This is a genomic window from Parabacteroides sp. AF48-14 (assembly GCF_003477465.1).
Classification (GTDB): Bacteria; Bacteroidota; Bacteroidia; order Bacteroidales; family Tannerellaceae; genus Parabacteroides; species Parabacteroides acidifaciens.
The window spans coordinates 1-24780 of sequence record NZ_QUDI01000042.1 but is presented as its reverse complement, the minus strand read 5'-3'; the positions used below and the strand labels follow the sequence as shown (position 1 = coordinate 24780).

The window sequence follows — 24780 nt, the reverse complement described above, 5'->3', positions numbered from 1 at the left end:
TTTTATTGCATATTGTTGGATATGTTTTCGTTTTCCTTTAAATTAGAACCCAATTTGATTACCGGCTTCGATTGCCGTTAATGAACGGATTTTAAACTGAGATTGAGATGAGAGAATTGAATAAAAAAACAGCCGGAAAGGTGCTGCATCCGGAACGGATCATACAGTTCGGCGAAGGGAATTTCCTTCGTGCCTTTGCGGATTGGATTATCCAAAAGATGAACGAGAAGGTGGGTTTTGACAGTAGTGTGGTCGTTGTCCAGCCGATTGACCGGGGGATGGCGGATATGCTGAATGCGCAGGATTGCCTCTATCATGTCAATCTGCAAGGCTTGGATAAAGGAGAGAAGGTAAACAGCCTGACCCGGGTCGATGTGATCAGCCGTGCGTTGAATCCCTATACGGATTTTGCCGCTTTCATGAAATTAGCGGAACAGCCGGAAATGCGTTTTGTTATTTCCAATACGACGGAAGCGGGAATCACTTTTGATCCGGCTTGCAAACCGGAAGATGCGCCGGCTTCTTCTTATCCGGGAAAGCTGACTCAGTTACTCTACCATCGCTACAAGACATTTAACGGCGATAAGGACAAAGCTGATAATCTTCCCGTGTGAACTGATATTCCTGAACGGGCATAAGCTGAAAGAAACAATTTACCAATATATCGAATTGTGGGAATTGGGCGATGGCTTTAAAACATGGTTCACAGAATCCTGCGGGGTGTATGCGACACTGGTGGACCGCATCGTTCCGGGATTCCCGCGCAAGGAGATCGATGCGATCAAGGAAAAGTTACAGTATAACGATAACCTGGTTGTCCAGGCGGAGGTCTTCCATCTGTGGGTGATTGAAGCGCCCGGTTCGGTAGCGAAGGAGTTCCCGGCGGACAAGGCGGGGCTGAATGTGCTGTTTGTTCCGAGCGAAGAGCCTTATCACCAGCGGAAAGTAACTTTGCTGAATGGGCCCCATACGGTTTTGGCGCCTGTCACCTGGCTTTCCGGGGTGGATATCGTACGGGATGCCTGCCGGCACGAGGTATTGGGGAGATACATTCATAAAGTGATGTTTGAAGAATTGCTGGAAACGTTAGACCTGCCGAAAGAGGAACTGATGCAGTTCGGCCGCGACGTGATGGAACGTTTCAATAATCCGTTTGTCGATCATTCGGTTGTCTCGATCATGCTGAATTCATTCCCTAAATATGAAACGCGCGATTTACCGGGCCTGAAAGTCTATCTGGAGCGGAAAGGCGAGTTGCCGAAAGGGCTCGTTTTAGGTCTGGCTGCCATTATTACCTACTATAAGGGAGATGCACGTGCCGATGGTGTAAAAGCGGAGCCGGATGACTCTGCGGAAAACCTCAAGTTGCTACAGGAACTTTGGGCGACCGGTTCGACGCGGAAAGTGGCGGAAGGCGTATTGGCTGCCTCTTCTATTTGGGGTGAAGACCTGAACCGGATTCCGGGGCTGACGGAAATGCTGAAAGAGTTTCTGGATACCATTCAGGAAAAGGGAATGCTTACTGCTGTTAAAGAAATTTGCTGATGCGAACGTATATACAGATAAATCCGGCCGATAATGTGGCTGTGGCCGTCGAAGACCTGCATACCGGCATGTCGTTGGACATCAATGGAAAGACTGTTGTTGTGCGACAGGATATCCCGGCAGGCCATAAAGTAGCCTTGCAGGACTTTGAGGAAGGCGATTATATCGTTAAATACGGCGCTCCTATCGGGCATGCCCGGATAGCGATTGCTGCGGGTTGTTGGGTAAACGAGAAGAATATCAAAACCAATCTGGAAGGACTTCGTGAATATGAATTTAACCCGCAGCCCATTCCTGCACAACCTTCACGGGCTTCGCTCGCTTTTAAAGGCTATCGCCGCAAGAACGGGAATGTCGGTATCCGGAATGAGGTCTGGATTATTCCGACCGTCGGCTGTGTGAATGGCATTGCCCGCCGGCTGGCCGATGAGTTGCAGCGGGAGACACAAGGGGCGGGAGTCGATGCGATTGTCGCTTTTCCGCATAACTATGGTTGTTCCCAGTTGGGTGATGACCACGAGAATACCCGGAAGATATTGCGGGATATGGTTTTGCACCCGAACGCGGGGGCGGTTCTTGTTGTCGGTTTGGGATGTGAGAACAACCAGGTCGGCGCTTTCCGCGAGCTATTGGGAGAATACGATACGGAACGCATCCGCTTTATGGAAACGCAGAAGGTGGACGATGAATTAGAGGCGGGCATGGCGCTTTTGCGTGAACTTTATGCAGTCGCTTCACAGGATGAGCGCACGGATGTTCCTTTAGGCGAATTGCGTGTGGGGTTGAAATGTGGCGGATCGGATGGCTTTTCCGGCATTACGGCTAATCCGTTGCTGGGCGTCTTCTCCGATTATCTGGTGGCAGAGGGAGGAACGACAGTTCTGACGGAAGTACCGGAGATGTTCGGAGCCGAAACGATCCTGATGAACCGAAGCGAATCGCGGGAAGTCTTTGAAAAGACTGTTCATTTGGTCAATGACTTCAAATCCTATTTCATAGAAAATAAACAACCCATTTACGAGAATCCTTCCCCGGGCAATAAGGCGGGAGGTATTTCTACACTGGAAGAGAAATCGCTGGGGTGTACGCAGAAAGCCGGGACTTCGGCTGTGCGGGATGTCATGCTCTATGGTGAACGGTTAATAACAAAAGGTCTGAACCTGTTGAGCGCTCCCGGAAACGACCTGGTGGCCAGTACCGCTTTGGCAGCTTCCGGCTGCCATCTGGTTCTGTTTACAACCGGAAGAGGAACGCCTTTCGGCACGTTTGTTCCGACAGTGAAGGTTTCGACTAACAGTAATTTGTATGTACGCAAGCCAAACTGGATCGATTTCAACGCCGGTTCCCTGTTGGAAGGCAAAGGCATGAAAGAACTTTGTGAAGAGTTTATCCGCTTTGTCATCGATGTCGCAAGCGGTTGTCCGACCAATAACGAAAAGAACGGTTACCGGGAGATCGCAATCTTCAAATCCGGGGTAACATTATAATTAATCGGGATAATCCGTTTATTGACAGAAGTGAATCAAACAGACCTCGTAGGGGCGGTTCGCGAACCGCCCTTCGTGTCAACAAATACGCTACCTGGGCAGTTCGCGAACTGCCCCTACGAAGCCTGTTCTATAAACAAGCGTGAAGGTCCTGGCTTGTCAAGATTGCCTGTAAAATGGTATTGCAGTACTTCATGGGGTTATAGTGCCGTAAAGGAATGAATAACCCGGCAGATAGAATGAACGATGCGGGATGTGTGCCCCCTCCGTACCTACCCGCTATTCATGTCACAGCCGTGAAACAAAAGAAATCCAACTGTAACATAGAAGGAAGACAATTGTGACATGAAAAGAATACGGCTGTGACATGCAATAGAAGACCGGATAAAATATTTATCTTATATCTTCTTCTCAATAACCGCCTGCACTACATTCAATACATAGTCGCCAAGCTTTTCTGCTTCGCCGATGATATCCATGTAGTAGACGCCATCCTGGTACTGGTATTTCTTGTTGTTGATGTCTTCCACGTTGTGGTTCTTCAACTGGTTGCGGTAGTTGTTGATTTCGTTCTCAATGTTGTAAGACGGGTTGACATCATCGCGGACGAGTTCTGTCTTTTTCAGGATCTCGATCATGCGGTACAAGGCCTTTTCCGTCAGTGCCAACATCTGGTCAACGTTATGGTTTTGCTCGTCCGTAAACGTCGATTTGAACTCGTTGCGGCGCTTGATACTTCGTGCCATATTGTTGCAGGAGTCGGCAATACTTTCTATCTCCGATACGGCACGAAGCATGATACGGATCTCTTCCTTACCTTCCGAACTCAGGCGGCCTTCAGCCACGCAGGTCAGATAGTTGGCAATCTCGATTTCCATCCGGTCGCTGATACTTTCGTATTTCTCGATGCGGCTGTAGGTCTTCAGGAATGCTTCTTCATTCTTTTCGTAGAACAATTCTTTTACCATGCCCAACATACGGCCCGTGCGTTCTGCAAAAAGAGTGATTTCCTTGTGTGCCTGCAGGATGGAAAGCTCGGCTGTAGACAACATACCGCCTGTAATATAACGTAAGCGGTATTCTTCTTCCTCCTCTTTTTTCCCTTTGATGAGAGCACGAACCGTCTTCTCGATCAGGTTGACGAACCAGATCATAATGAACGTATTGCTGATATTAAATGCCGTGTGGAATGCCGCCAACTTGAAGGAAACGGCAACTGCCGGATCGCTTATCCCCATGATATTTGTCACGAACCAGGAAACGGCATTTGTAAACGGATAGAATAAAACAAGCACCCAGCAAACACCGAATATGTTGAATACCAAGTGTGCCAAAGCCGCTCGCCGGGCCTGTATATTTCCGGTCAGCGCTGCTAAGTTGGCCGTGATGGTTGTTCCGATGTTTTCGCCCAGTACCAGCGCTACACCTAATTGATAGTCGATCCAGCCGTTGGCACACATGATAAGCGTGATTGCCATTGTGGCGGCGGAAGCTTGTACAATCATGGTCAGAATCGCACCGATGAAAAGGAACAGGATGATGGAGATGAATCCCATATCGGTATAGTTCTGCACGAAAGCAAGCATATCGGGGTTGGCGCCAAGATCAGGCGCATTGGCTTTCAACGACTGCAAACCCATAAAGAGAAATGCGAAACCGAAGATGAACTCACCGATCGACTTACGGGAACTTTTACCGGAAAAGAGTAGAGGAATACCAAATGCTAATAGAGGGAGGGAAAAGGCTGCGATGTCGACTTTAAATCCGAGGGCGGAAATCAGCCAAGCGGTTACGGTCGTACCGATATTGGCTCCCATAATGACCCCGATGGATTGGGTGAGGGTGAGCAACCCGGCGTTGACGAAACTGACCACCATGACTGTAGTGGCGGATGATGATTGGATCAGGGCCGTGATCAAAACGCCGGTTAAAACACCGGTTACCCTGTTAGTCGTCATGGCCGTCAGAATCTTGCGTAAACTGTCACCCGCAAATTTCTGCAGACCTTCGCTCATGATTTTCATACCGTACAGGAACAAGCCTAAAGAACCTATCAGGCGTAGAAAATCAAAAAATGAATAGTCCATTTAAAATACGTTTAAGTGGATGTATATCCGATTAATATTCCTAACTTTAGGGGGCAAATTTACAAATAATAACTGATATACCATGTCTGAAACGATTACAATTTATTGCAAAAATAACAATACCTATAAAGAGGTTCCCATTGGTTCTTCACTGTTAGACATCTATGCGCTTGTAGGCGCTCCGCTCCGGTTGCGGCCGATGAATGCGCAAGTAAACAATAAAACGGAAGGCTTGAGCTTCCGTTGCTGGCATCCGAAAGATGTAGAATATGTCGATTATTCCCAACTGTCGGGAATGCGTACGTATGTCCGTTCCCTGTGTCATATCTTTTCCAAAGCTGTAAACGATGTGCTGCCTTCGGCGACGTTGAACCTGGAACATCCGATTTCAAAAGGTTACTACTGCGTCATTCACAATGGAAAGAATATCGATGAAGAAACGATCGGCAAGATCAAAAAACGGATGTGTGAGATTATCGATGCTGACCTGCCTTTCCGTTTGAAGACGGTCCGTACGGCCGACGCGGCGGTCTTGTTTCGCGAAAGGGGCATGAACGACAAGGCGCGTCTGATCGAAAGCGCCGGTATGCCTTATACCTCTTATTATGATTTGGATGGTTACATCAATTATTTTTACGGTTGCCTGACGCCATCTACCGGCTATGTGCGGCTTTTTGATCTGGTCCCTTATTTCGACGGCGTGTTGTTGCGTGTCCCGCAAAGAGGCAATCCGTTGGAGCTGGAACCTGTCATCCGCCAAGATAAGATGTTTCAGGTCTATAAGGAACACCTGACTTTGCAGCGTACGGTCGGGCTGGATAATGTAGGCGACCTGAACCGGGCAATCGAGAAAGGCCTGTCTTCCGAGATTGTCATGGTATCCGAAGCCATGCAGGAGAAGCAGGTTGCCAAGATCGCGGAAGAGATTGCTTCGCGCTATAACGATGGTATCCGCATCGTCTTGATCTCCGGCCCTTCCTCTTCCGGAAAGACAACCTTCTGCAAGCGTTTGGAAGTACAGTTGATCACGAACCTGATTCATCCCGTCAGCCTCTCGTTAGACGATTATTTCCTGAATCGCGAAGATACGCCTAAGGATGAAACGGGCGAATATGATTTTGAATCCCTCTACGCACTCGACCTGCCTTATTTCAACAGCGAGTTGCAGAAATTGCTTTCGGGTGAGGAGATAGACGTGCCGAGTTTTGACTTTGAAACCGGTCGTCGCGTGTATAAAGGAAAGAAATTGAAGATGCACCAGAATTCGGTTCTGGTGATCGAGGGCATCCATGCTCTGAATCCGGAGTTGACCTCCATGATCGAAGATTGCTATAAGTACCGGGTTTATGTTTCGGTGTTGACCTCTATCTCGTTAGACAACCATAACTGGATTCCGACGACCGATAACCGCCTCTTGCGCCGTATTATCCGCGATTACCGTTTCCGTGGCTATTCCGCCCGTGATACGATTGCCCGCTGGCCCAGTGTGCGCCGGGGCGAAGATAAATGGATTTTCCCGTATCAGGAAAATGCGGATGCTATGTTCAACAGCGCCATGTTGTATGAACTGGCAGCCTTGCGGAAGTTTGCCGAACCGATTTTAGGCGAAGTGCGCGAATGCGATCCGGAAAATGCGGAGGCTTACCGCTTGCTCCGTTTCCTCCGCTATTTTAATTATATTCCCGATGTCGGCCTTCCGGGCACTTCTCTCTTGCGTGAGTTCTTAGGGGGAGGAAGTTTCCGTTACTGATATTTGTTTTTCGGCGGCGTCATTTATATTTATGACGTCATCGTGTATATTCCTGACACCGGCGGATTTCTTTTCGACGGCGTCGGGAACAGATTTCCTTTGCACCGAAATTTATTGTACTTTTGTGCGCTCTAAATGAATGGATAATGGAAAAAGATTACTTCTCGCATATATTGCCGAACGGTTTGCGTATTGTGCATCTTCCCTCTGCTTCCCCGGTGTCGTATTGCGGTTTTGCCGTGAATGCGGGAACGAGGGATGAGGAGGCGCATGAATTCGGATTGGCTCACTTTGTGGAGCACATGGTATTCAAAGGGACGGAAAAGCGGAAGTCCTGGCATATCCTGAACCGGATGGAGAATGTGGGAGGAGAGTTGAACGCCTATACGACAAAGGAAGAAACATTCGTTTATTCCATCTTTATGGAAGAACACTTCCGCCGGGCTTTCGAGCTGTTGGCCGATCTGGTGTTCCATTCCCAGTTCCCGGAACAGGAGATCGAGAAAGAGGTGGATGTCATCCTGGACGAGATCAACTCGTATGAGGACAGCCCTTCGGAACTTATCTTCGATGAATTCGAGAATTTATTGTTCGACGGCCATGCCTTAGGGCATAATATCTTAGGAGATGAACAATCGTTGCTGAGCTTCGACAGCGAGTCCGGCAAGTCGTTTATGAAACGTTTCTATGCGCCCGAAAACATGGTCTTTTTCTCGATGGGACGCATTCCGTTTAAAAAGATTGTGCAGATGGCGGAAAGCGCTTTGTCGGATGTCGCCTTCCCGATGGCGTCGCGTAACCGGGTTGCGCCTGCCGGGATTCTTCCTGTGACGCGACAGGTCCATAAAGATACGCATCAGGCGCATGTCCTGATAGGCGGTCGGGCATACAGCATGCACGACGAGAAGCGGTTGCCGCTTTTCCTGCTCAATAACCTGTTGGGCGGTCCGGGAATGAATAACCGGTTGAATGTCTCCCTCCGGGAAAAGCACGGGTTGGTGTATAATGTGGAATCAAATGTAACTTCCTATACCGATACAGGTCTTGCAAGTATCTATTTCGGTACTGACCCGAAGAATAAGGAGAAAGCTGTCCGGTTGGTCCATAAGGAGCTGGCAAAGCTGCGTGATGTGAAACTGTCGGTCACCCAGTTGGCTGCCGCCAAGAAGCAGGTGATCGGCCAGTTAGGTGTCTCGGGTGACAACCGAGAAGGCTTGTTTTTGGGCTTGGGAAAGAGTTTCCTCCATTATAACCGCTACGACACCTTACCAGAAGTCTTCGCCAAAGTAGAACGCCTGACAGCAGAAGAAATACTGGAAGTTGCCAACGAGGTCTTTGCTCCGGAACGGTTGTTTAGTTTGATTTATCAATAATTACCAGCATTCCGCCTTGTCCTTTAACTCCGGTATCCTGTTCTTGTCGAACGTTGGACTTTTGATTCCATTGTGTTTCTGTCCGATATAATCGTGGAGCAGCAGGAATGCCTGTTTACTTAACAGCGAGATGGCGATGAGGTTGCAAATCGTCATTAACGCCATTGTGATATCCGCCAGGCTCCAGGCAAGGTCGAGGCTTGCCAGTGCACCGAACATCACCATTCCGCCGACCAGCAGGCGGTAGATGTATAAGATGCTTTTCTTAGGGGTGATAAACCGTATGTTCGCCTCCCCGTAATAGTAGTTTCCGATGATGCTGCTGAATGCGAACAGGAAAATGGCTACCGCTACGAATATGCCTCCGGCTTTCCCTATCTCGAGCGTCAGGGCGTGTTGTGTCAGTTGCACCCCGTTTACCGAGCCATCCAGCGGAGCTCCGCTGAAAAGGATGATGAAAGCCGTACAGGTACAAATCAACAGGGTATCGGTGAAAACGCCCAATGTCTGGATAAGCCCCTGTTTCACCGGATGCGTCACGGATGCTGTTGCCGCCACATTGGGAGCCGAACCCATACCGGCCTCATTGCTGAACAGCCCTCGTTTGATTCCTTGCATCAGAGCTGCACCGACTGTACCACCCAATGCCTGTTCCCATCCGAATGCGCTGCCGACAATCAGTTTGATGACGCCCGGCAGTTCTGTGATATTGAAAAGGACAATGCCTAATGCCAATGCCACATATCCCAATGCCATTATCGGGACAATCACACTGCTCACCTTGGCAATACGCTGGATTCCTCCGAAGATAATGGCGAGCGTCAACACGGTCAGGATTCCCCCGACGATGGCCGGATTGAAATCGAATGAACCTTGCAGGGCTGCACAAATCGTATTGCTCTGTACCGAATTGAAGGCGAAACCGAAAGTAATGGAGATGAGGATGGCAAACAAGACTCCCATCCAGTTCAGCCCTAACCCGTAGCGCATATAATAGGCGGGCCCTCCGATAAAAGAGTCTTTCCCTTTCCGTTTATAAAGCTGTGCCAGTGTCGATTCGACAAAGGCGCTGGAAGAACCTAACAGGGCGATAATCCACATCCAGAACACCGCTCCCGGTCCGCCTACGGCAATGGCTGTGGCGACTCCGGCAAGATTGCCTGTCCCGACACGGCTGGCGAGTGACACGGCAAAAGCCTGGAAAGAGGAGATATGTTTCTCGCCCTCATGGGCTTTGTTGGCGGAGTCGCCGAGTACGCGAATCATCTCCCGGAACATACGGAATTGGACGAAACGGGTTTTGAAGGTGAACCAGAGGGCGCATCCCAATAACATAATAATCAGAATATACGACCATAAAATATCGTTCGCTCCGCTGATCCAGTTGTTTAGTATTTCCATTGAGGCAGTTTATTGTCTTGATAATTACGCGAATATTAGCGTACAAACCTAAAGAAAATATTTCGTATAGGCAAGAAGGATATCCGGATTAAGGATTAATAAGTATATGATAAATAAATAATTCCGTATCTTTGAGTGTTTATTAATAAGGTATTGAGTTATGAAAGCAATTGAACCGAGTCTGATCAAGGACAATTTTATAGAGATTATCGGAAAAGAGTGGATGCTGGTGAGTGCCGGCGACGAGGACAAGTTTAACATGATGACGGCGAGTTGGGGCGGCGCAGGCTTCCTGTGGAACAAACCGGTGGTGTTCGTCTTTATCCGTCCGGAACGCTATACCCGCGAATTTGTCGATGCCAAAGGCGCTTTTACGCTCTCTTTCCTGGGTGAAGAACATAAGGCAGCCCATAAGATATGCGGATCGAAATCGGGCCGTGATATCGATAAGGTCGCTGCAACCGGCCTGACTCCGTATTTCACCGAATCCGGCAATCCCTGTTTCAAGGAAGCGCGCCTGACGCTCGAATGTAAGACTCTTTATGTCACGAAGATGGATAAAGACCATTTTGTCGACCCTGCCCTGTACGAGAAATGGTATAACGCAATGGCCGGCAATCCGCATTATGTATATGTTGCGGAGGTCGTAAATGCCTGGGAGATATAATCTCCAGGCATTTTGTGTAAATAAGTGTCGAAACATACAATTAAATCAAAAACTTTATCTATTTTTGCCCGGAACACAACAAAAACACAATGTCTAATGCTATGTTAATTCGTTTATGGCTTGTAGCTTTGTTATCCTTTGTCATTTCTTCTTTATATGCATCGGATAACTCTCTTCCTGTATTTCATTTTGGGCATATATCGGCACAAGATGGCCTTCCGACGGATGAAGTGCGTCAAATTTATCAGGATAAGGACGGGTATATCTGGATCGCGACCAATAGCGGGCTGTGCCAATATGATGGTTATCAGATTAAGACATACAAGTCGAATCTGCATACACCCGGACTGTTGAGTAATAATACGATCTGCTGTGTGGCGGAGGACAATCATCATAATTTGTGGATCGCCGCTTACGACGGAGTGAATGTGCTCAATAAAACGACCGGACATATCCGGAAAATTGACAGTAAAGAGTTGCGGCGCAGTATAGTCGACCGTTTACTGGTAACTGCAACAGACCGTATTTTTATTGGTACGGAAGCGGGAGTGTTTGAATATTTCTCCGAAAAAGATTCTTGTGTAGCTTTCAAACCGGACGTGCTGAAAGGTTCTGTCAAGGCAATGATCGAGGATTCCAATCATAACCTATGGATAGGAACTTGGTCTGATGGGTTTTACCGGTATGACCCGGAGGTTGACAAGGTGTTTGCTTATCCGGTATTGAATGGCCGGAACTCGGCATATGATATTTTCGAAGACAGCAAACAACGGATTTGGATCGGCTCATGGGGGTATGGCCTGTTTCTACTCGAGAATCCTTACGAACCGGAACGTTTGTCCTGGAAACAGTATAAGCATGATGCGAATAATCCGAATAGCCTTTGTGACGATATAATATATAATATCGATGAGGACCTGAATACAGGTACGCTTTGGATAGGAACCCGGAACGGGCTTAGCATACTCTACAATGAAGCAGCTTCATTGTTTCAGAGTTATCGACCGGATAACTCTGAAACTTCTGTTTACCATAATGAGATCAGTTCTGTCTTCCGCGATCGGGAGGGAATGATGTGGCTTGGACTGCTGGGAGGTGGCGTGAACACCGTTATTACACGCAAGCCGGAGTTTAGTCTGGACCGGATGGATGCGGTAAAAAACCCGTTGCTTACGAACTCTTCCGTCCGCAGTATCCTGGTTGACCGGGATGGTTTGATCTGGCTTGGGTTGGGTAGCTGGGGATTCTTTGTCTATAACCGTATTGCCGGAACATACACGCATAATCTGGATATGCCGGAGTTTAAGGGATTGGGGCGTCTTCCTATTGTCAATACGATTATTCAATCTCCTACCAGCGATAAGATCTGGTTGGGAACGTATGACTGGGGAATTGTTTCGTATGATAAAACAGCTCCTGCCGGGCAGCAAGTCCGGTTGTTCAATTACGATACTGATTACTGGTTGACAAACCAGTGTGTTTTTTCTATTTTTGAAGATAAGGACAAGAATACCTGGTTTGGTACCCGTAATGGGATATGTGTCCTTACGGCGGGGGATAAGGGTGTCCGCTTCGATTCTTTCAAACTGAACGGGGCATCTGTCAATGCCTATGCCTATTTGTCCATCGTGCAGGATTCGCAGGGACGTATTTGGACGGGTACGAACAATGGGGGCATTATCAGAATCAGCGGTAGTCCGTCACAACCTGAGGAGATGGTGTTTGAACGTTACTCGTTCGAGGATGAGAAATTGAACAGCATCTCCGTACTTTGTCTTTTTATCGACAGCCATGGACGTCTCTGGGCCGGAACGGAAGGAGGAGGTCTGAACTTGTATGATCCTGTTCAGGACCGGTTTATTCCGGTACACAAACAAAGAAATCTGCCAGGCGATGCTATCTTCAGTATCCAGGAAGATCAGCAGGGTAACCTTTGGATGGGGACAAATGTCGGCTTGATGAAAGTCCATATCCCGGACGATCTTTCGAACGTAACCTACCGGCTTTATACTACTTCCGACGGTTTGCAGGATAACATCTTTTATCGTAACACAGCATTTACCGATATAAACGGTGAAATGTTCTTTGGTGGTTATAAGGGGTATAACAGCTTTTTCCCCGACCGGATGATGGAAGATGAGTCGTTCCCGCCGATCAGTATAACGGATATTAAGATTTATAACCAGTCCTGGTCTTTGCTTGATGAAAAGGTACAAAAGAAGATATCGGAACAGGCTCCGGATTTCACGGAACGAATCCGGCTGGATTATCGCAGGAATAATTTCAGTATCGAGTTTGCCGCTTTGAGTTTCTCTAATCCGCAGCAGATCAAATATGCCTATATGCTGCAAGGATTTGATACGGATTGGCAATATGCGGATGCTTCGCGCCACTTTGCCTATTATAATAACCTGAAGCCCGGTACTTATACTTTCTCTCTGAAATCTACCAATTCGAACGGAACCTGGAATAAGGACACCCGGCATCTTGAAGTCGTGATCCTGCCGCCACCCTGGAAGTCAGGTTGGGCGTATGCCGGCTATGCTTTGCTGTTGTGTCTTTTGGCTTATATCGCCTACCGGATTGTGCACTACAGGGTGGAAATGCGGAACGCATTGCATCTCAGGGAGCTTGAACAGGCAAAGGCGGAGGAAGTCAATCACTCCAAATTGCAATTCTTTACGAATATAACGCATGAACTGTTGACTCCGCTTACTATCATATCGGCTGCCGTGGATGAGCTGAAGATGATTACACCGCAAAACGGGGAGTATTACCAGATTATGACGAGCAATATCAACCGGTTGATCCGCCTGCTTCAGCAGATTCTGGAATTCCGTAAGGCAGAGACCGGTAACCTGAAATTAAGAGTCTCACAAGGTGACTTGGCGTCGTTCATACGCAACAGTGTGGATAGTTTCCGTCCGTTGATTAAGAAGAAAAGAATGCTTTTTTCGCTGGTTTGTGATCCGCAGGAGTTACCAGCCTGGTTCGATCCGGATAAGGTGGACAAGATTTTGTATAACCTGTTGTCCAATGCGGCCAAGTATAATGAACCGGGCGGCACGGTACGGGTCGAACTGTCTGTTATTGGCTCCGGAAATGCGAACTTAATTGTCAGAGATAATGGAAAGGGGCTTTCTCCGGAAGCTATAAAGAATCTGTTTAAACGGTTTTATGAGGGTGACTATCGCAAATTCAATACAATTGGGACAGGCATCGGCCTTTCATTGACAAAAGATTTGGTGGAATTACATAAAGGAAGCATCTCGGTATCCAGTAAACAGGATGAGGGAACCGCTTTCTCCGTAGTAATTCCAATCCTCCGTGAATTTTACACTCCTGAAGAAGTCGATGAAAGTTTGCATATTCCGGTTCTTCCGTCTGATAATAAAGAAGAGTGGAAGGAGCCTGAAAAAGAATCGGTGAAACCGTCAGATAAAGAGAATCTCCGTTCACTGTTGTTGATTGAAGACAATGAAGATTTGTTGCGCCTGATGACTCGTTTGTTGAGTCCTACTTATAAGGTTTATACCGCAGTAACGGGAAAAGAGGGAATGGAGGTTATCGACCGGGAAGAGATCGATTTGGTTGTCTCCGATATTATGATGCCTGAAATGGACGGTATCGAATTTTGTAAACAGCTAAAAGGACATTTGGAAACCAGCCACATCCCTGTCGTTCTGTTGACAGCCAAAAACCGGGAAGAGGATCGTGCAGACGCTTATGATGCCGGAGCTGACGGGTTTATTATGAAACCGTTTAATTTAAGCGTGCTTCATGCCCGTATCAATAATTTGTTGAAACAAAAGGAACGTATGTCGGGTGATTTTAAGAAACAGTTAGTCTTTGAAGCCAATGAACTGAACTACACGAGCCTCGACGAAAACTTTCTGCAGCAGGCAATCGACTGTGTCAACCGCCATCTTTCCGACCCTGATTTCGATCAGCAAGCGTTTCTCGATGAAATGGGAACGAGCAAGTCTACTCTTTATCGTAAGTTGAAATCATTAACAGGATTGAACTCCTCTGCCTTTATCCGTAATATCCGTTTGAAGGCTGCTTGCCGGATTATGGAAGAAAAGAAACATATCCGTGTTTCGGAGTTGGCGTATGCTGTCGGTTTTAACGACCCCAAGTATTTTAGTGTTTGTTTCAAAAAAGAGTTCGGTATGCAGCCCAGCGAGTATTTGGATAAGTTTGTGCCGGGGCATTCGGAATGAAACGTATTGTTGTGTGACCATCCTTGAAATTCAGGCTGCGCTTTGCAGCCTGTCCTTGTCTTGTGGTTTAATTATAATTCAAAAAGGTTTGATTCTGGTGTATGAGTGTAGAACTTACCTTTTTGAATCATCTTTCCCATATATAGTAAGAAAAGAGCCTTTCCTTTGCTGGCAGAAAATTTGAACCACAAGTACTAATTTTAATTTTTAATGCATGAAAGCACAAAGCTTAGCCTTGGCCGTTGCACTCTTGAGTGTTGGCCCCGTACTGTACGGTAACGCAGCTGAAGCAGATGTATCGCGGCACGAAAGTGCAGCCGTTCTGCAACAAGTGAAAAAAATCACAGGTGTGATCAAAGATGCAACAGGCGAACCGGTTATCGGTGCAAATGTTATTGTCAAAGGTACCACGAACGGAACCATGTCCGATATCGATGGTAAATTCTCTTTGGAAGTTCCCGCCGGAGCTGTCCTCTCTATCTCCTATATCGGGTATGTGGCACAGGAAATCCCTGTTAAAAATCAGACAGACCTGAACATCCTTTTAAAGGAAGACAGTGAGATGCTTGACGAGGTAGTCGTGGTCGGTTATGGTGTTCAGAAGAAATCGGACGTGACGGGTTCGGTAACGTCGGTATCAAAGGAACGCCTTGAAAAGCTTCCGGTAACAAACGTATTACAGGCTGTACAGGGTGCGGCTGCAGGTGTGACGATCACACAAGCGTCGTCTATTCCTGGTGATGCTCCGACAGCATTGGTACGCGGACAAAACTCAATTAATGCCAATTCCGGTCCGTATATCGTAGTCGATGGAGTGCCTATCAACAAAACCGGTGGATCGTTGAATGATATAGCTCCTTCGGATATCGAGTCGATGGAAATCCTGAAGGATGCTTCGGCAACTGCCATTTATGGTACAAATGGGGCGAATGGTGTTATCTTGATTACGACCAAGCATGGTAGGTCTGGGAAACCCACTATCAAGTATAGCGGCTATGTAGGTTTTGAAGATTTCTCCAATAAACTGCAATTCTGTAACGGTGATCAAATTATTCAGCGTTATAAAGACTATGTTGCTATTAATCCGGGTGAGACGATGTATAATGAGAATGTGAAGTATCAAGCCGAAGTAGACAACTACAATGCCGGTATTGAAACAGACTGGATTTATGATGAAGCATCGCGTACCGGTATTATTACGGACCATAATGTCAGCGTTAGCGGTGGTGCCGAAAAAGTACAATATTATGTTTCTGCCGACTACCTGAGTCAAAAAGGTGTTTTGGTCGGTTACGACTATAAACGTTATTCCTTACGTACAAACCTTGATGTAGATGTTACTGATTATCTGAAAGTCGGATCAAATACATACATTGCCTCACACAATCGTGACGGAGGACGTGTTAATTTCCTTTTGGCCGAAGCTTCTTCACCTTGGGCTAAAGAATATGATGAGAACGGGAATTATGAGATTTATCATATGTATAGTGAAACTATGTTTGTTAACCCGATGATTTATACCACCCGTGATGCTGAACGCCGCCAATGGAATGCAAGTATCAACGGATATGCAGAACTGGATTTCGGTAAAATATTCAATCCGCTTACCGGGTTGAAGTATAAATTCAACGGTGGTTTCTCATATGCGCCTAAACGTGAAAGCACTTATAGCGGGGCAACAGCCAATGACCTGAATGGTACCGGTAAGATTTTTAATGCCGAAACGCAGACTTATACAATCGAGAATATCCTTTCTTATACCCGTGATTTCGGTAAACATCATATCGATCTGACCGGACTTTATGCCGCTTCACGTAAGAAATATTCCGAGTCTTCTGCACAAGGGCAGAAATTCATTAATGATGATTTGTCATTCGGAAACCTCGGTAGTGCAGAAACGGCTACTGTCACTTCTTATGCAGACCTCTATACTACCGTTTCCCAAATGGGACGTGTTAATTATTCTTACGACAGTCGTTATCTGTTTACCTTTACAGTGCGTCGCGACGGTTCTTCCGTGTTTGGAGAAAACAATAAATACGGAGTGTTCCCGTCTGTAGCTTTGGGCTGGAATGTTGCACGTGAATCATTTATGCAAAAAACAAATGACTGGTTGAGCAATTTGAAACTTCGTCTCTCTTATGGTATGGCAGGTAATGAGGCTATCGGCGTTTATCAGACGCTTGTAAAACTCGATAATCACAAGTTTGCAATGGGAGGCAATTCGGTTGTAGGCTTGTATCCTAATTCACGTATGGGTAATAATGACCTTTCCTGGGAAACGACCAAGACGTTTAATACAGGTCTTGATTTTGGTTTCTGGAATAATCGTCTGTCTGGTAACATTGATGTTTATTTCTCCAAAACTTCCGACTTGCTTCTGCAACGTAACTTACCGAGAATTTCGGGTTACAGCAATGTATATGCCAATATGGGTGAGACACAGAACAAGGGGGTTGAACTTACTTTGAACTCTAAAAATATCGTGACACGCGATTTTACTTGGGGAACCAGCTTGGTATTCTCTTGGAACAAGAATAAAATCACTGATTTGTATGGTGACGGGAAAGACGATTTGGGTAACAGATGGTTTATCGGACAGCCTATTGGTGTCATTTACGACTATGACCAGGTGGGTATTTGGCAGGAAGATGAAATAGCACGTGGCGATCATGAAAAGTGGGATTCGACAGCTGAAGCCGGTGATGTGAAATTGGCAGACCGTAATGGCGATGAAAAAATTGATGATGACGACCGTCATGTAAAGGGACAAACCACTCCGAAATGGATCGGCGGATTAACCAATACATTTACTTATAAGGGACTGTCGTTAAGCGTATTTATCCAAACTGTCCAAGGTTTGATGAAGTACAATAACCTGATCGGTATAGCCGGTGATGAAATGGGACGTCGTAATTCCACTACCGAGATCGGCTACTGGACTCCGGAAAATAAGAGCAATGAATGGCGTTCGTTGCGTAAGCAATCAAACAAACATGGTTATGGCTTTGCCCAGGATGCAAGCTTTACCCGTATCAAAGACATAACTTTGAGCTATACATTCCCGGCCGAACTGATGCAAAAAGCGCATCTCGGAGGCTTGACAATCTATGCCAGCGGACGTAATTTGTTTACGTTCACCGATTGGATCGGTTGGGACCCTGAAACCCGTCAGGATTCACGTGGTAGCGGAGATTGGGAGGATAACTATCCGATGACTAAAAGTTATGTATTCGGTATTAACTTAACATTTTAAAATTGAAGAACGATGAAAATTAAAGATATATTATTCGCTTCTTTCACTGCATCTGTATTAATGATTGGCAACACGTCGTGCAGTGACAGCTTTCTGGGTGAAAAAATGTATTCATCTTATGGAACTGATGTAGCAGATGTGAATGCTAAGATCTTGGGAATACATTATAAAGTAGGTTGTATTCTCGGATACTCGAGTAACCAGGGATATCCCGGAATATGGCAGGTCGGAACCGATGTCGGTGCACCCGGTGATACGCAGGGAGTTGAGAACCCGTTTTACCGCTATGCGGAATTGAATAGTGAAAATGCCGGTGTCAGCTATTTATGGACGATGCTTTATGATATAATCAACTGCTCCAATCAGATCATTACAGCCGAAGAAGAAAACGGCGATAAGGCTTTGGTGGCAGAAGCTAAGTTTTTCCGTGCCTGGGCTTATAACCAGCTTGTAACTGGTTGGGGGGATGTACCTTTGGTAATTGAGTCGGCTACGACTCCGCGTACGGATTATGTCCGTGAAGCTGTTACCGAAATCGATAAGGTGATTGAAGAAGATCTTGTCTATGCAGTAGAGAATTTGCCGGAGGTTACAGCTTTGGCTAAGGAAAGCCGTATCAGCAAAGATGCAGCCCGCCAACTGGCAGGTGAAACTTATCTGCGGATCGGGATGCGTGATAATTCTTATTTTAAAAAGGCTGAAGATGTTTTGACGCCTATCATCGAGGGAGGCCAATACAAACTTATTTCCGGACGTTATGGCAAATATACCGGTGACCCCGGTGATTATTATCATGATATGTTCCGTTGGGGTAACCAGCGCCGCAGTGAAGGCAATACGGAAGGCATTTGGACATTCGAGATGGAATATAATGCATCTGTAAGTGGTGGAACTATCGATAATCCGCAACAACGCCGTAATTGGGTTCCTGCTTTTCATAAGTTGGATGGTATGGTGAATGCCGATTCTATCGGTGGACGTGGTAACGGGCGTTTGCGTTTGAGTAATTATGTGAAATATGGTTTGTTTGAAGAAGAGGGAGATATCCGTAATTCTAATTTCAATATCCGTCGTGTGATGTGGTATAACAAACCTGATTTCTCTATGGAAATCGGTCTGGATGCTGACGGATGGCAAGTAGAAAAGGATAAAGGTGTAAGAAATATCACCATAAAGACCGGCGATCAAGTAATCCCACATAAAGGCGATACCTTAAATGTGTTTTATCCCCACACGACCAAATGGGGCGGATATGATGTAACGGATGATTTCGGTTATGCTCTTGTTAAAGACTTCCCGATGATGCGTTTTGCAGAGACTTATCTGCTTCGTGCCGAAGCTCGTTTCCGTCAAGGCAATACTCAGGGAGCAGCCGATGATATCAATGTGTTACGCGATCGTGCTTTCCAGGAATACCGTCAGAATAATCCGTCGGCAGGTAAAGTGACAGCCGATATGATTGACATCAATTTTATTCTGGATGAGCGTATCCGTGAACTTGTAGGGGAAGAGAACCGTCGGTTTACATTAATGCGTACCGGTGAACTTGATAATCGTGTGAGCATGATGCTGAACGGCTGGAACGAATTGGACAATAGTAAGAAATTATCCGGATTTGATGCAAATAAACATACTTTGCTTCCTATTCCTTTGACGGAAATCCAATTGAATAAGGATGCTGTCCTCGAGCAGAACCCTGGTTATTAATCGGACTTCATTGTTATGCAACGACGTAACTTCATAAAAATAATAGCAGCTACAGGCGCCACAGGAGTGGTGGCCTGTAGCCCTTTTTCTTTAACGATGGCGGGAGAGCCGGAGAAGAAGAGGAAAAAGGTGCCGGAAGCGGAGATGAGCGACCGCTTGTATTGGACAAGCCTGCTGTATAAGATTGCCTCGCCTGTACTGTCGAATATGGCAAAAGGAGAGCTGAGGAAGAAGATGACAGTCGAGGTAAGTCCCAACTGGGATGGGCGCGATAAAGGCGTTACCTATATGGAATGTTTCGGACGCCTGATGTCCGGACTGGCGCCTTGGTTGAGCTTGCCGGACGACGATACACAGGAAGGGAAACAGCGGAAACAACTGCGCGAATGGGCATTGGCGAGCTATGCACATTCGGTCGATCCGGATAGTCCGGATTACCTGCTCTGGCGGAACGAAGGCCAACCGCTGGTCGATTCCGCATACTTTTCAAACGCTCTGATACGGGCGCCGAAACAGTTGTGGGAACCGCTTGATGCAACGACGAAGCAACGCATTATAGCTGAACTGAAACAACTGCGCCGGGTAAAGCCTCCGTACACGAACTGGTTGCTCTTTGCTGCCATGAACGAAACATTCCTGATGATGGTCGGTGAAGACTATGACCCGATGCGTCTGGATTTGACGATCAAGAAGATAAACGAATGGTACGTGGGAGACGGCTGGTATGCCGACGGTGAACGTTTCCATTTCGATTATTATAACTCATTTGTGATCCACCCCATGTTGGTGGAGGTATTAGAGGTTTTGGTAAATAGAGAGGTTGTGAAGGAGGATACGTACAGATTAGCACTTCAGCGTATCCGGCGTTATGCCGAACATCTCGAACGGCTGGTGTCGCCGGAAGGGACATTCCCGCCGTTCGGACGTTCGCTAACGTACCGTACCGGAGCTTTTCAGGCGCTTTCTCTGATGGCGCTCCGCAAGCAGCTACCGGAAAAGTTGCCGGAAGGACAGGTCAGAGCTGCACTAACGGCTGTGCATAAGAGTATCTTCAGCAATCCGACCAATTTCACGGACGACGGTTTCCTGACGATCGGCTTTGCCGGACATCAGCCGGAATTAGGGGATTGGTACAGCAACAATGGCAGCATGTATATCACCTCCGAGAGCTTCCTTCCGTTGGGACTTCCCGCCGATGACTCGTTCTGGACGGTGGAACCGCAGGATTGGACTGCCAGGAAAGCATTTGCCAACGTCCGGTTTAATAAAGATTACCCGGTGGAGTATTAATTCTAAATTGTGACTCATATGAATAAGTATATATGGCTGCTGGTCCTGTTTGTGTTTCCTGCCAGCGGTTTCAGCCAAAAGGAGTGGACGAAAAAGCAGGTAGTGGATATCATCTACCGGGTCAATGACCATTGGCAAGCGCAGAATCCTGTTCCCGAAAGGGCTTTCTGGGATAATGCCGCTTACCATACGGGGAATATGGAAGCCTATTTCCTGACGGGGAAAGAATCTTATCTCCGCTATTCCGAAGCCTGGGCGGAACATAACGAATGGAAAGGGGCCAAGTCGGATGATAAGGCAAACTGGAAATACAGCTATGGTGAAACCGACGAATATGTCCTTTTCGGGGACTGGCAGATCTGTTTTCAGACTTATGCGGATTTATACCTGCTGCAGCCCGACCCGAAGAAGATCGCCCGTGCCCGTGAGGTGATGAAATACCAGATGAGCACGACCCGCAACGATTATTGGTGGTGGGCCGACGGATTATATATGGTAATGCCGGTGATGACCAAACTGTATAAGATCACTCGCGACCCGCTTTATCTGGAAAAGCTGCATGAGTATTTTAATTATGCCAACAGTATTATGTACGACAAAGATGCCTGTCTGTATTACCGTGATGCCAAATATGTTTACCCGAAGCATACGAGTGTAAACGGCAAGAAAGATTTCTGGGCACGTGGCGACGGATGGGTGTTGGCCGGTCTTGCGAAGATATTGAAAGAACTTCCGCAAGCGGATACACACCGGGTCGAGTATCTTTGCCGTTTCCGGAAAATGGCAAAGGCTGTTGTGGACTGCCAGCAGCCGGAAGGCTATTGGACGCGCAGCATGCTCGACCCTGCTCATGCTCCCGGACCGGAAACCAGCGGGACGGCATTCTTCACGTATGCTCTTCTTTGGGGAGTCAATAATGGCTATCTCGATCAGGAAGTTTATCTGCCCGCAGCCTTGAAAGGTTGGGACTATCTGACCACTGTCGCGCTCCAGGCAGACGGAAAGGTCGGATATGTGCAGCCGATAGGCGAGAAAGCCATCCCCGGACAAGTTGTGAATGCCGGTTCTACCTCCAATTTCGGAGTAGGCGCTTTCCTGCTTGCTGCCTGCGAGATGTGCCGTTTCCTCGATTAGTCGATCCCCAACTCCCGCAGCATCTGCTCGGTGTGCGTCAGGAAATATTTTGTCAGCTGATAGTGTTCCGTCTCCTCGAAAGGAGTGAGGCGGGCACCGTCTTCATCTATGTTATAGATGTCGGCTCCGGGATAGGCCATCAGGATAGGCGAATGGGTGGAAATGATCAACTGGCATCCCTGGTCGACCAACTCTTTTATCCGCACCAGAAGCGATAGCAGGCGCTGCGGGGAAAGGGCCGATTCCGGTTCATCCAGGATATAGAGCATGTTCCGTTCCCCGTAGTTGAGGAATGTGTTGAGGAAGCTCTCGCCATGCGATTGTTCGAGCAGGCGGCGCCCTCCGTAGCGTCCCAGCGAATAGTCGCGTCCGTATTTGAGGATGTCGCGCATCGAGCGGGCATCGATCTCACGGGCATGGTCGAAGAACGATTCGGCGCGGAAAAAGAAATGGTCGTCCGGCTTGCGCACTTCCACCAGGCGGATCTGGTCCGGCAGGACATTGGCGAGTACCTTGTGGCTCTCGTCGCCGTCGTTCAACATCCCCTGCGCTTCTTCATCCCGCATCTCATATTTATACATGACCGCTTCTAACAGTGTCGATTTGCCGATCCCGTTTTCCCCCACCAGGAAAGTAACCGGTTTTGTAAACACCAACTTGTCCATATAGCGCACGGCAGCCGCCCTGTACGGATATTTCAGATCTTCCACCGGTCCCGATACTTCTTCCGGATTGATTAGTTTGATTTGCTTTAGATAAACCACTTGGTAATTGAAAATTGATAATTGAAAATTGAAAATTAGGGAAAGCCGGGCTTTCCGGGGACTAAGATACGGAAGTAAATCCGATTTACAACTTTCAATTTACAACTTTCAACGGAATTGTATTCTTCCTGTCACACCCATGCAACAGGCGTGCCGTTACTTTGCCGGCAAATAAGAGAGGATACACTTATAGACACATGATTATATAACACTGCTTCGTTTTTTTAATAACTGATTTACGTGTTTGGGCTTTATGTCTCAGTGATGAGGGGTAAAGCTTTTTTTGGAGACATATAAGATAGTTTTCCGCACCCGACTCCTCGGATGGATATTACAATAACCCCCTGTTTTTGCCGTTTTTCTATTTCGTCCGAAATCTTGATCGATTTTGGATTGACTTTTTTCACGGTTTAAGCTCCCCTTTATGACAATAGGAAAAACGAGGTGCGCAGTCCGTTCTGAAAAGCATTCTTTTTGATTGCCGGAAGGCATAAACGCCGTCAAAGTGATAAAGCTTAACTCCCGGAGAATCGAATATTTGAAAATAAAACGGACGGCGTCCCAAATATCCCAAGGAAATTCAGGTACTTTTTTGCCCTTTAGACGGTCCTCTTTCCAATTACGACCGTCCAAATCGCCATTACGACCGTGCTAATCTTCGCGAGGTGCCGAGTGCACTACACATTAGCACGGTCATAATGGCAAAGAGGACGGTCGTAATTGCTGGAAACGCTCAAAAAAGAGGAAAAAGTTCCTTTTTGAGGTCGAAAAAGTGGATTAACATTTGTTTTGTTTCGGATGTCTCTTGAGCTCGGAAAATGCGTTTTTTACAATAACCCCTCTGCCGCAGGCTCTCTTTTGCCGTTGATTTCAATCAACAGGTTGCTAAGTCCCCGGCTTTGCCGGATTCCTCTGTGGGTTTGAACCCCTTTCAAATATCTACAAACAACCTCTATTAAAGGGTCTGAAGTCCACAGAGGAAGAGGCTTCGCCTCTAAGCTCTAAAACCGTTCGTTGAAACGAAACGGCAAAAGAGAGCCTGCGGCAGAGGGGTTATTGTAAAAAACGGATTTTTTGAGCTCGAAAGGTTTCCTAATTCAAACAAATGTCACCCCACTTTTCAGCTGTCAAAAAGGAGCTTTTTCCTATGATCCGGCACCTCACTTTCGCGAAGAGGGACTTTATCGCTCTGATCCGGAACATTGTTGCTCTGAAGTCAGACTTCATATAGCACGAAGTCAACCCTCAGGACGATGAAGCGTTACTTCAAGGCTATTTTCTGCGCACCTCACGGCAACAAGCCCCTAAAATTTCCTTGGGATATTTGGAACGCCGTCCGCCTTCGTTCGCAAATATTCGATTCTTCAGGAGTTAAGCTTTATCACTTTGCCGCTGTTTCCGGTTTCCGGCAATCAAATTGCACACTTTTCGGAATGGGCTGCGCACTTCATTTCAATTGCTGTCAGCCGGAGAGGCCAAAACCGTGAAAAAAAGTCAATCAAAAATCGATCAAGATTTCGGACGAAATAGAAAAATAGCCGAAACAGGGGGTTATTGTCAATTTGCAGAGGATCCAAACCTGAAAATATTTGAACGATGCAACTTTTTTTCCAGCTTAATGAAAATTTTACCACTCAGGAAGCCCTCGAAAAGGGGATAAATCTCGGAATGGAAAAAAGAACCATAGAATCGCCCTTTACATGTAGATGTAACAAGATACTGATTACGCGTTTTTGTGAAAGGGTGATGTCGGCTTAGTGCGCTGAAAAACAGAGAGGTATATAGGCGTATAGACGTATCGGGCAGGACATATGAAATCTGCGGGAACTCTCTTCAAAAAGTATGTTTTGTAAAAATACATTTAGAAAACCCTCGGCTGCTTTTCATTTAAAAACGTAAGTGTTTTATTGTAAATACTACTATCTTTTGAATATCAACTGCTATTTGCAGAGCAAAAATCTACCTGAAAAATGACTAAAAAAAACGATCGTTTATTTTAGTCATCAAAAGTCTACTAAAAAAAACGATCGTTTATTTTAGTCATCAAAAGTCTAACATTTTTTTTCAATCTTCCAAATTTTTTTCAAAATTAAAAA

At 46.7% G+C, this 24780-nt stretch carries 12 protein-coding genes and 1 pseudogene; 10 read left to right on the top strand and 3 right to left on the bottom strand.

Features of this window, described 5'->3' with window-relative positions:
• The first annotated feature begins 107 nt into the window (after positions 1-107).
• Both DW083_RS17375 and DW083_RS17370 read left to right on the top strand, forming a co-directional pair.
• Positions 108-1545 (top strand): annotated as a pseudogene (locus DW083_RS17375) (tagaturonate reductase).
• Positions 1545-3032, top strand: coding sequence for a UxaA family hydrolase (locus DW083_RS17370; protein ID WP_122333261.1), 1488 nt, complete (start codon positions 1545-1547; stop codon positions 3030-3032). Before DW083_RS17375 ends, DW083_RS17370 begins: the two are co-directional and overlap by 1 nt.
• A 398-nt stretch (positions 3033-3430) precedes the next feature.
• Here DW083_RS17370 and DW083_RS17365 read toward each other — a convergent pair whose 3' ends face one another.
• Positions 3431-5119 (bottom strand): Na/Pi cotransporter family protein, encoded by a 1689-nt coding sequence (locus DW083_RS17365; RefSeq protein ID WP_115500746.1) that lies wholly within the window; start codon positions 5117-5119, stop codon positions 3431-3433.
• Between the two features lie 82 nt (positions 5120-5201).
• Here DW083_RS17365 and DW083_RS17360 point away from each other — a divergent pair, with 82 nt between their 5' ends.
• Positions 5202-6869 carry a nucleoside kinase gene (locus DW083_RS17360; protein WP_122333260.1) on the top strand — a complete coding sequence of 556 codons (1668 nt, stop codon included), beginning with the start codon at positions 5202-5204 and terminating at the stop codon, positions 6867-6869.
• Between the two features lie 146 nt (positions 6870-7015).
• Positions 7016-8242 carry a pitrilysin family protein gene (locus tag DW083_RS17355; RefSeq protein ID WP_122333259.1) on the top strand — a complete coding sequence of 409 codons (1227 nt, stop codon included), beginning with the start codon at positions 7016-7018 and terminating at the stop codon, positions 8240-8242.
• Here DW083_RS17355 and DW083_RS17350 read toward each other — a convergent pair whose 3' ends face one another.
• Positions 8243-9643 carry a sodium:alanine symporter family protein gene (locus DW083_RS17350; protein WP_122333258.1) on the bottom strand — a complete coding sequence of 467 codons (1401 nt, stop codon included), beginning with the start codon at positions 9641-9643 and terminating at the stop codon, positions 8243-8245.
• 160 nt (positions 9644-9803) lie between these two features.
• Between DW083_RS17350 and DW083_RS17345 the strand changes: the two genes are divergently transcribed.
• The 6 genes from DW083_RS17345 to DW083_RS17320 all read left to right on the top strand — a co-directional run bounded on the left by DW083_RS17345 (position 9804) and on the right by DW083_RS17320 (position 21920).
• Positions 9804-10310, top strand: coding sequence for a flavin reductase family protein (locus tag DW083_RS17345; protein ID WP_122333257.1), 507 nt, complete (start codon positions 9804-9806; stop codon positions 10308-10310).
• A gap of 101 nt (positions 10311-10411) precedes the next feature.
• Entirely contained in the window at positions 10412-14533 is a 4122-nt protein-coding gene (locus tag DW083_RS17340) for a hybrid sensor histidine kinase/response regulator transcription factor (RefSeq protein WP_233552265.1), read from the top strand.
• Positions 14534-14747: 214 nt separating this feature from the next.
• Positions 14748-17789 carry a TonB-dependent receptor gene (locus tag DW083_RS17335; protein ID WP_122333255.1) on the top strand — a complete coding sequence of 1014 codons (3042 nt, stop codon included), beginning with the start codon at positions 14748-14750 and terminating at the stop codon, positions 17787-17789.
• Positions 17790-17801: 12 nt separating this feature from the next.
• The gene (locus tag DW083_RS17330) at positions 17802-19496 is read left to right on the top strand and encodes a RagB/SusD family nutrient uptake outer membrane protein (protein WP_122333254.1); all 1695 of its coding nucleotides are present in this window, start codon (positions 17802-17804) and stop codon (positions 19494-19496) included.
• Between the two features lie 96 nt (positions 19497-19592).
• Positions 19593-20786 (top strand): DUF2264 domain-containing protein, encoded by a 1194-nt coding sequence (locus DW083_RS17325; protein ID WP_199659192.1) that lies wholly within the window; start codon positions 19593-19595, stop codon positions 20784-20786.
• Between the two features lie 18 nt (positions 20787-20804).
• Complete coding sequence (locus tag DW083_RS17320; protein ID WP_122333252.1) at positions 20805-21920, top strand: glycoside hydrolase family 88 protein; 1116 nt, start codon at positions 20805-20807, stop codon at positions 21918-21920.
• Here the strand turns inward: DW083_RS17320 and DW083_RS17315 are convergent.
• Positions 21917-22684, bottom strand: a complete 768-nt coding sequence (locus DW083_RS17315) for an AAA family ATPase (RefSeq protein ID WP_115500756.1) — start codon at positions 22682-22684, stop codon at positions 21917-21919. The genes DW083_RS17320 and DW083_RS17315 overlap by 4 nt on opposite strands.
• Between the last annotated feature and the right edge of the window lie 2096 nt (positions 22685-24780).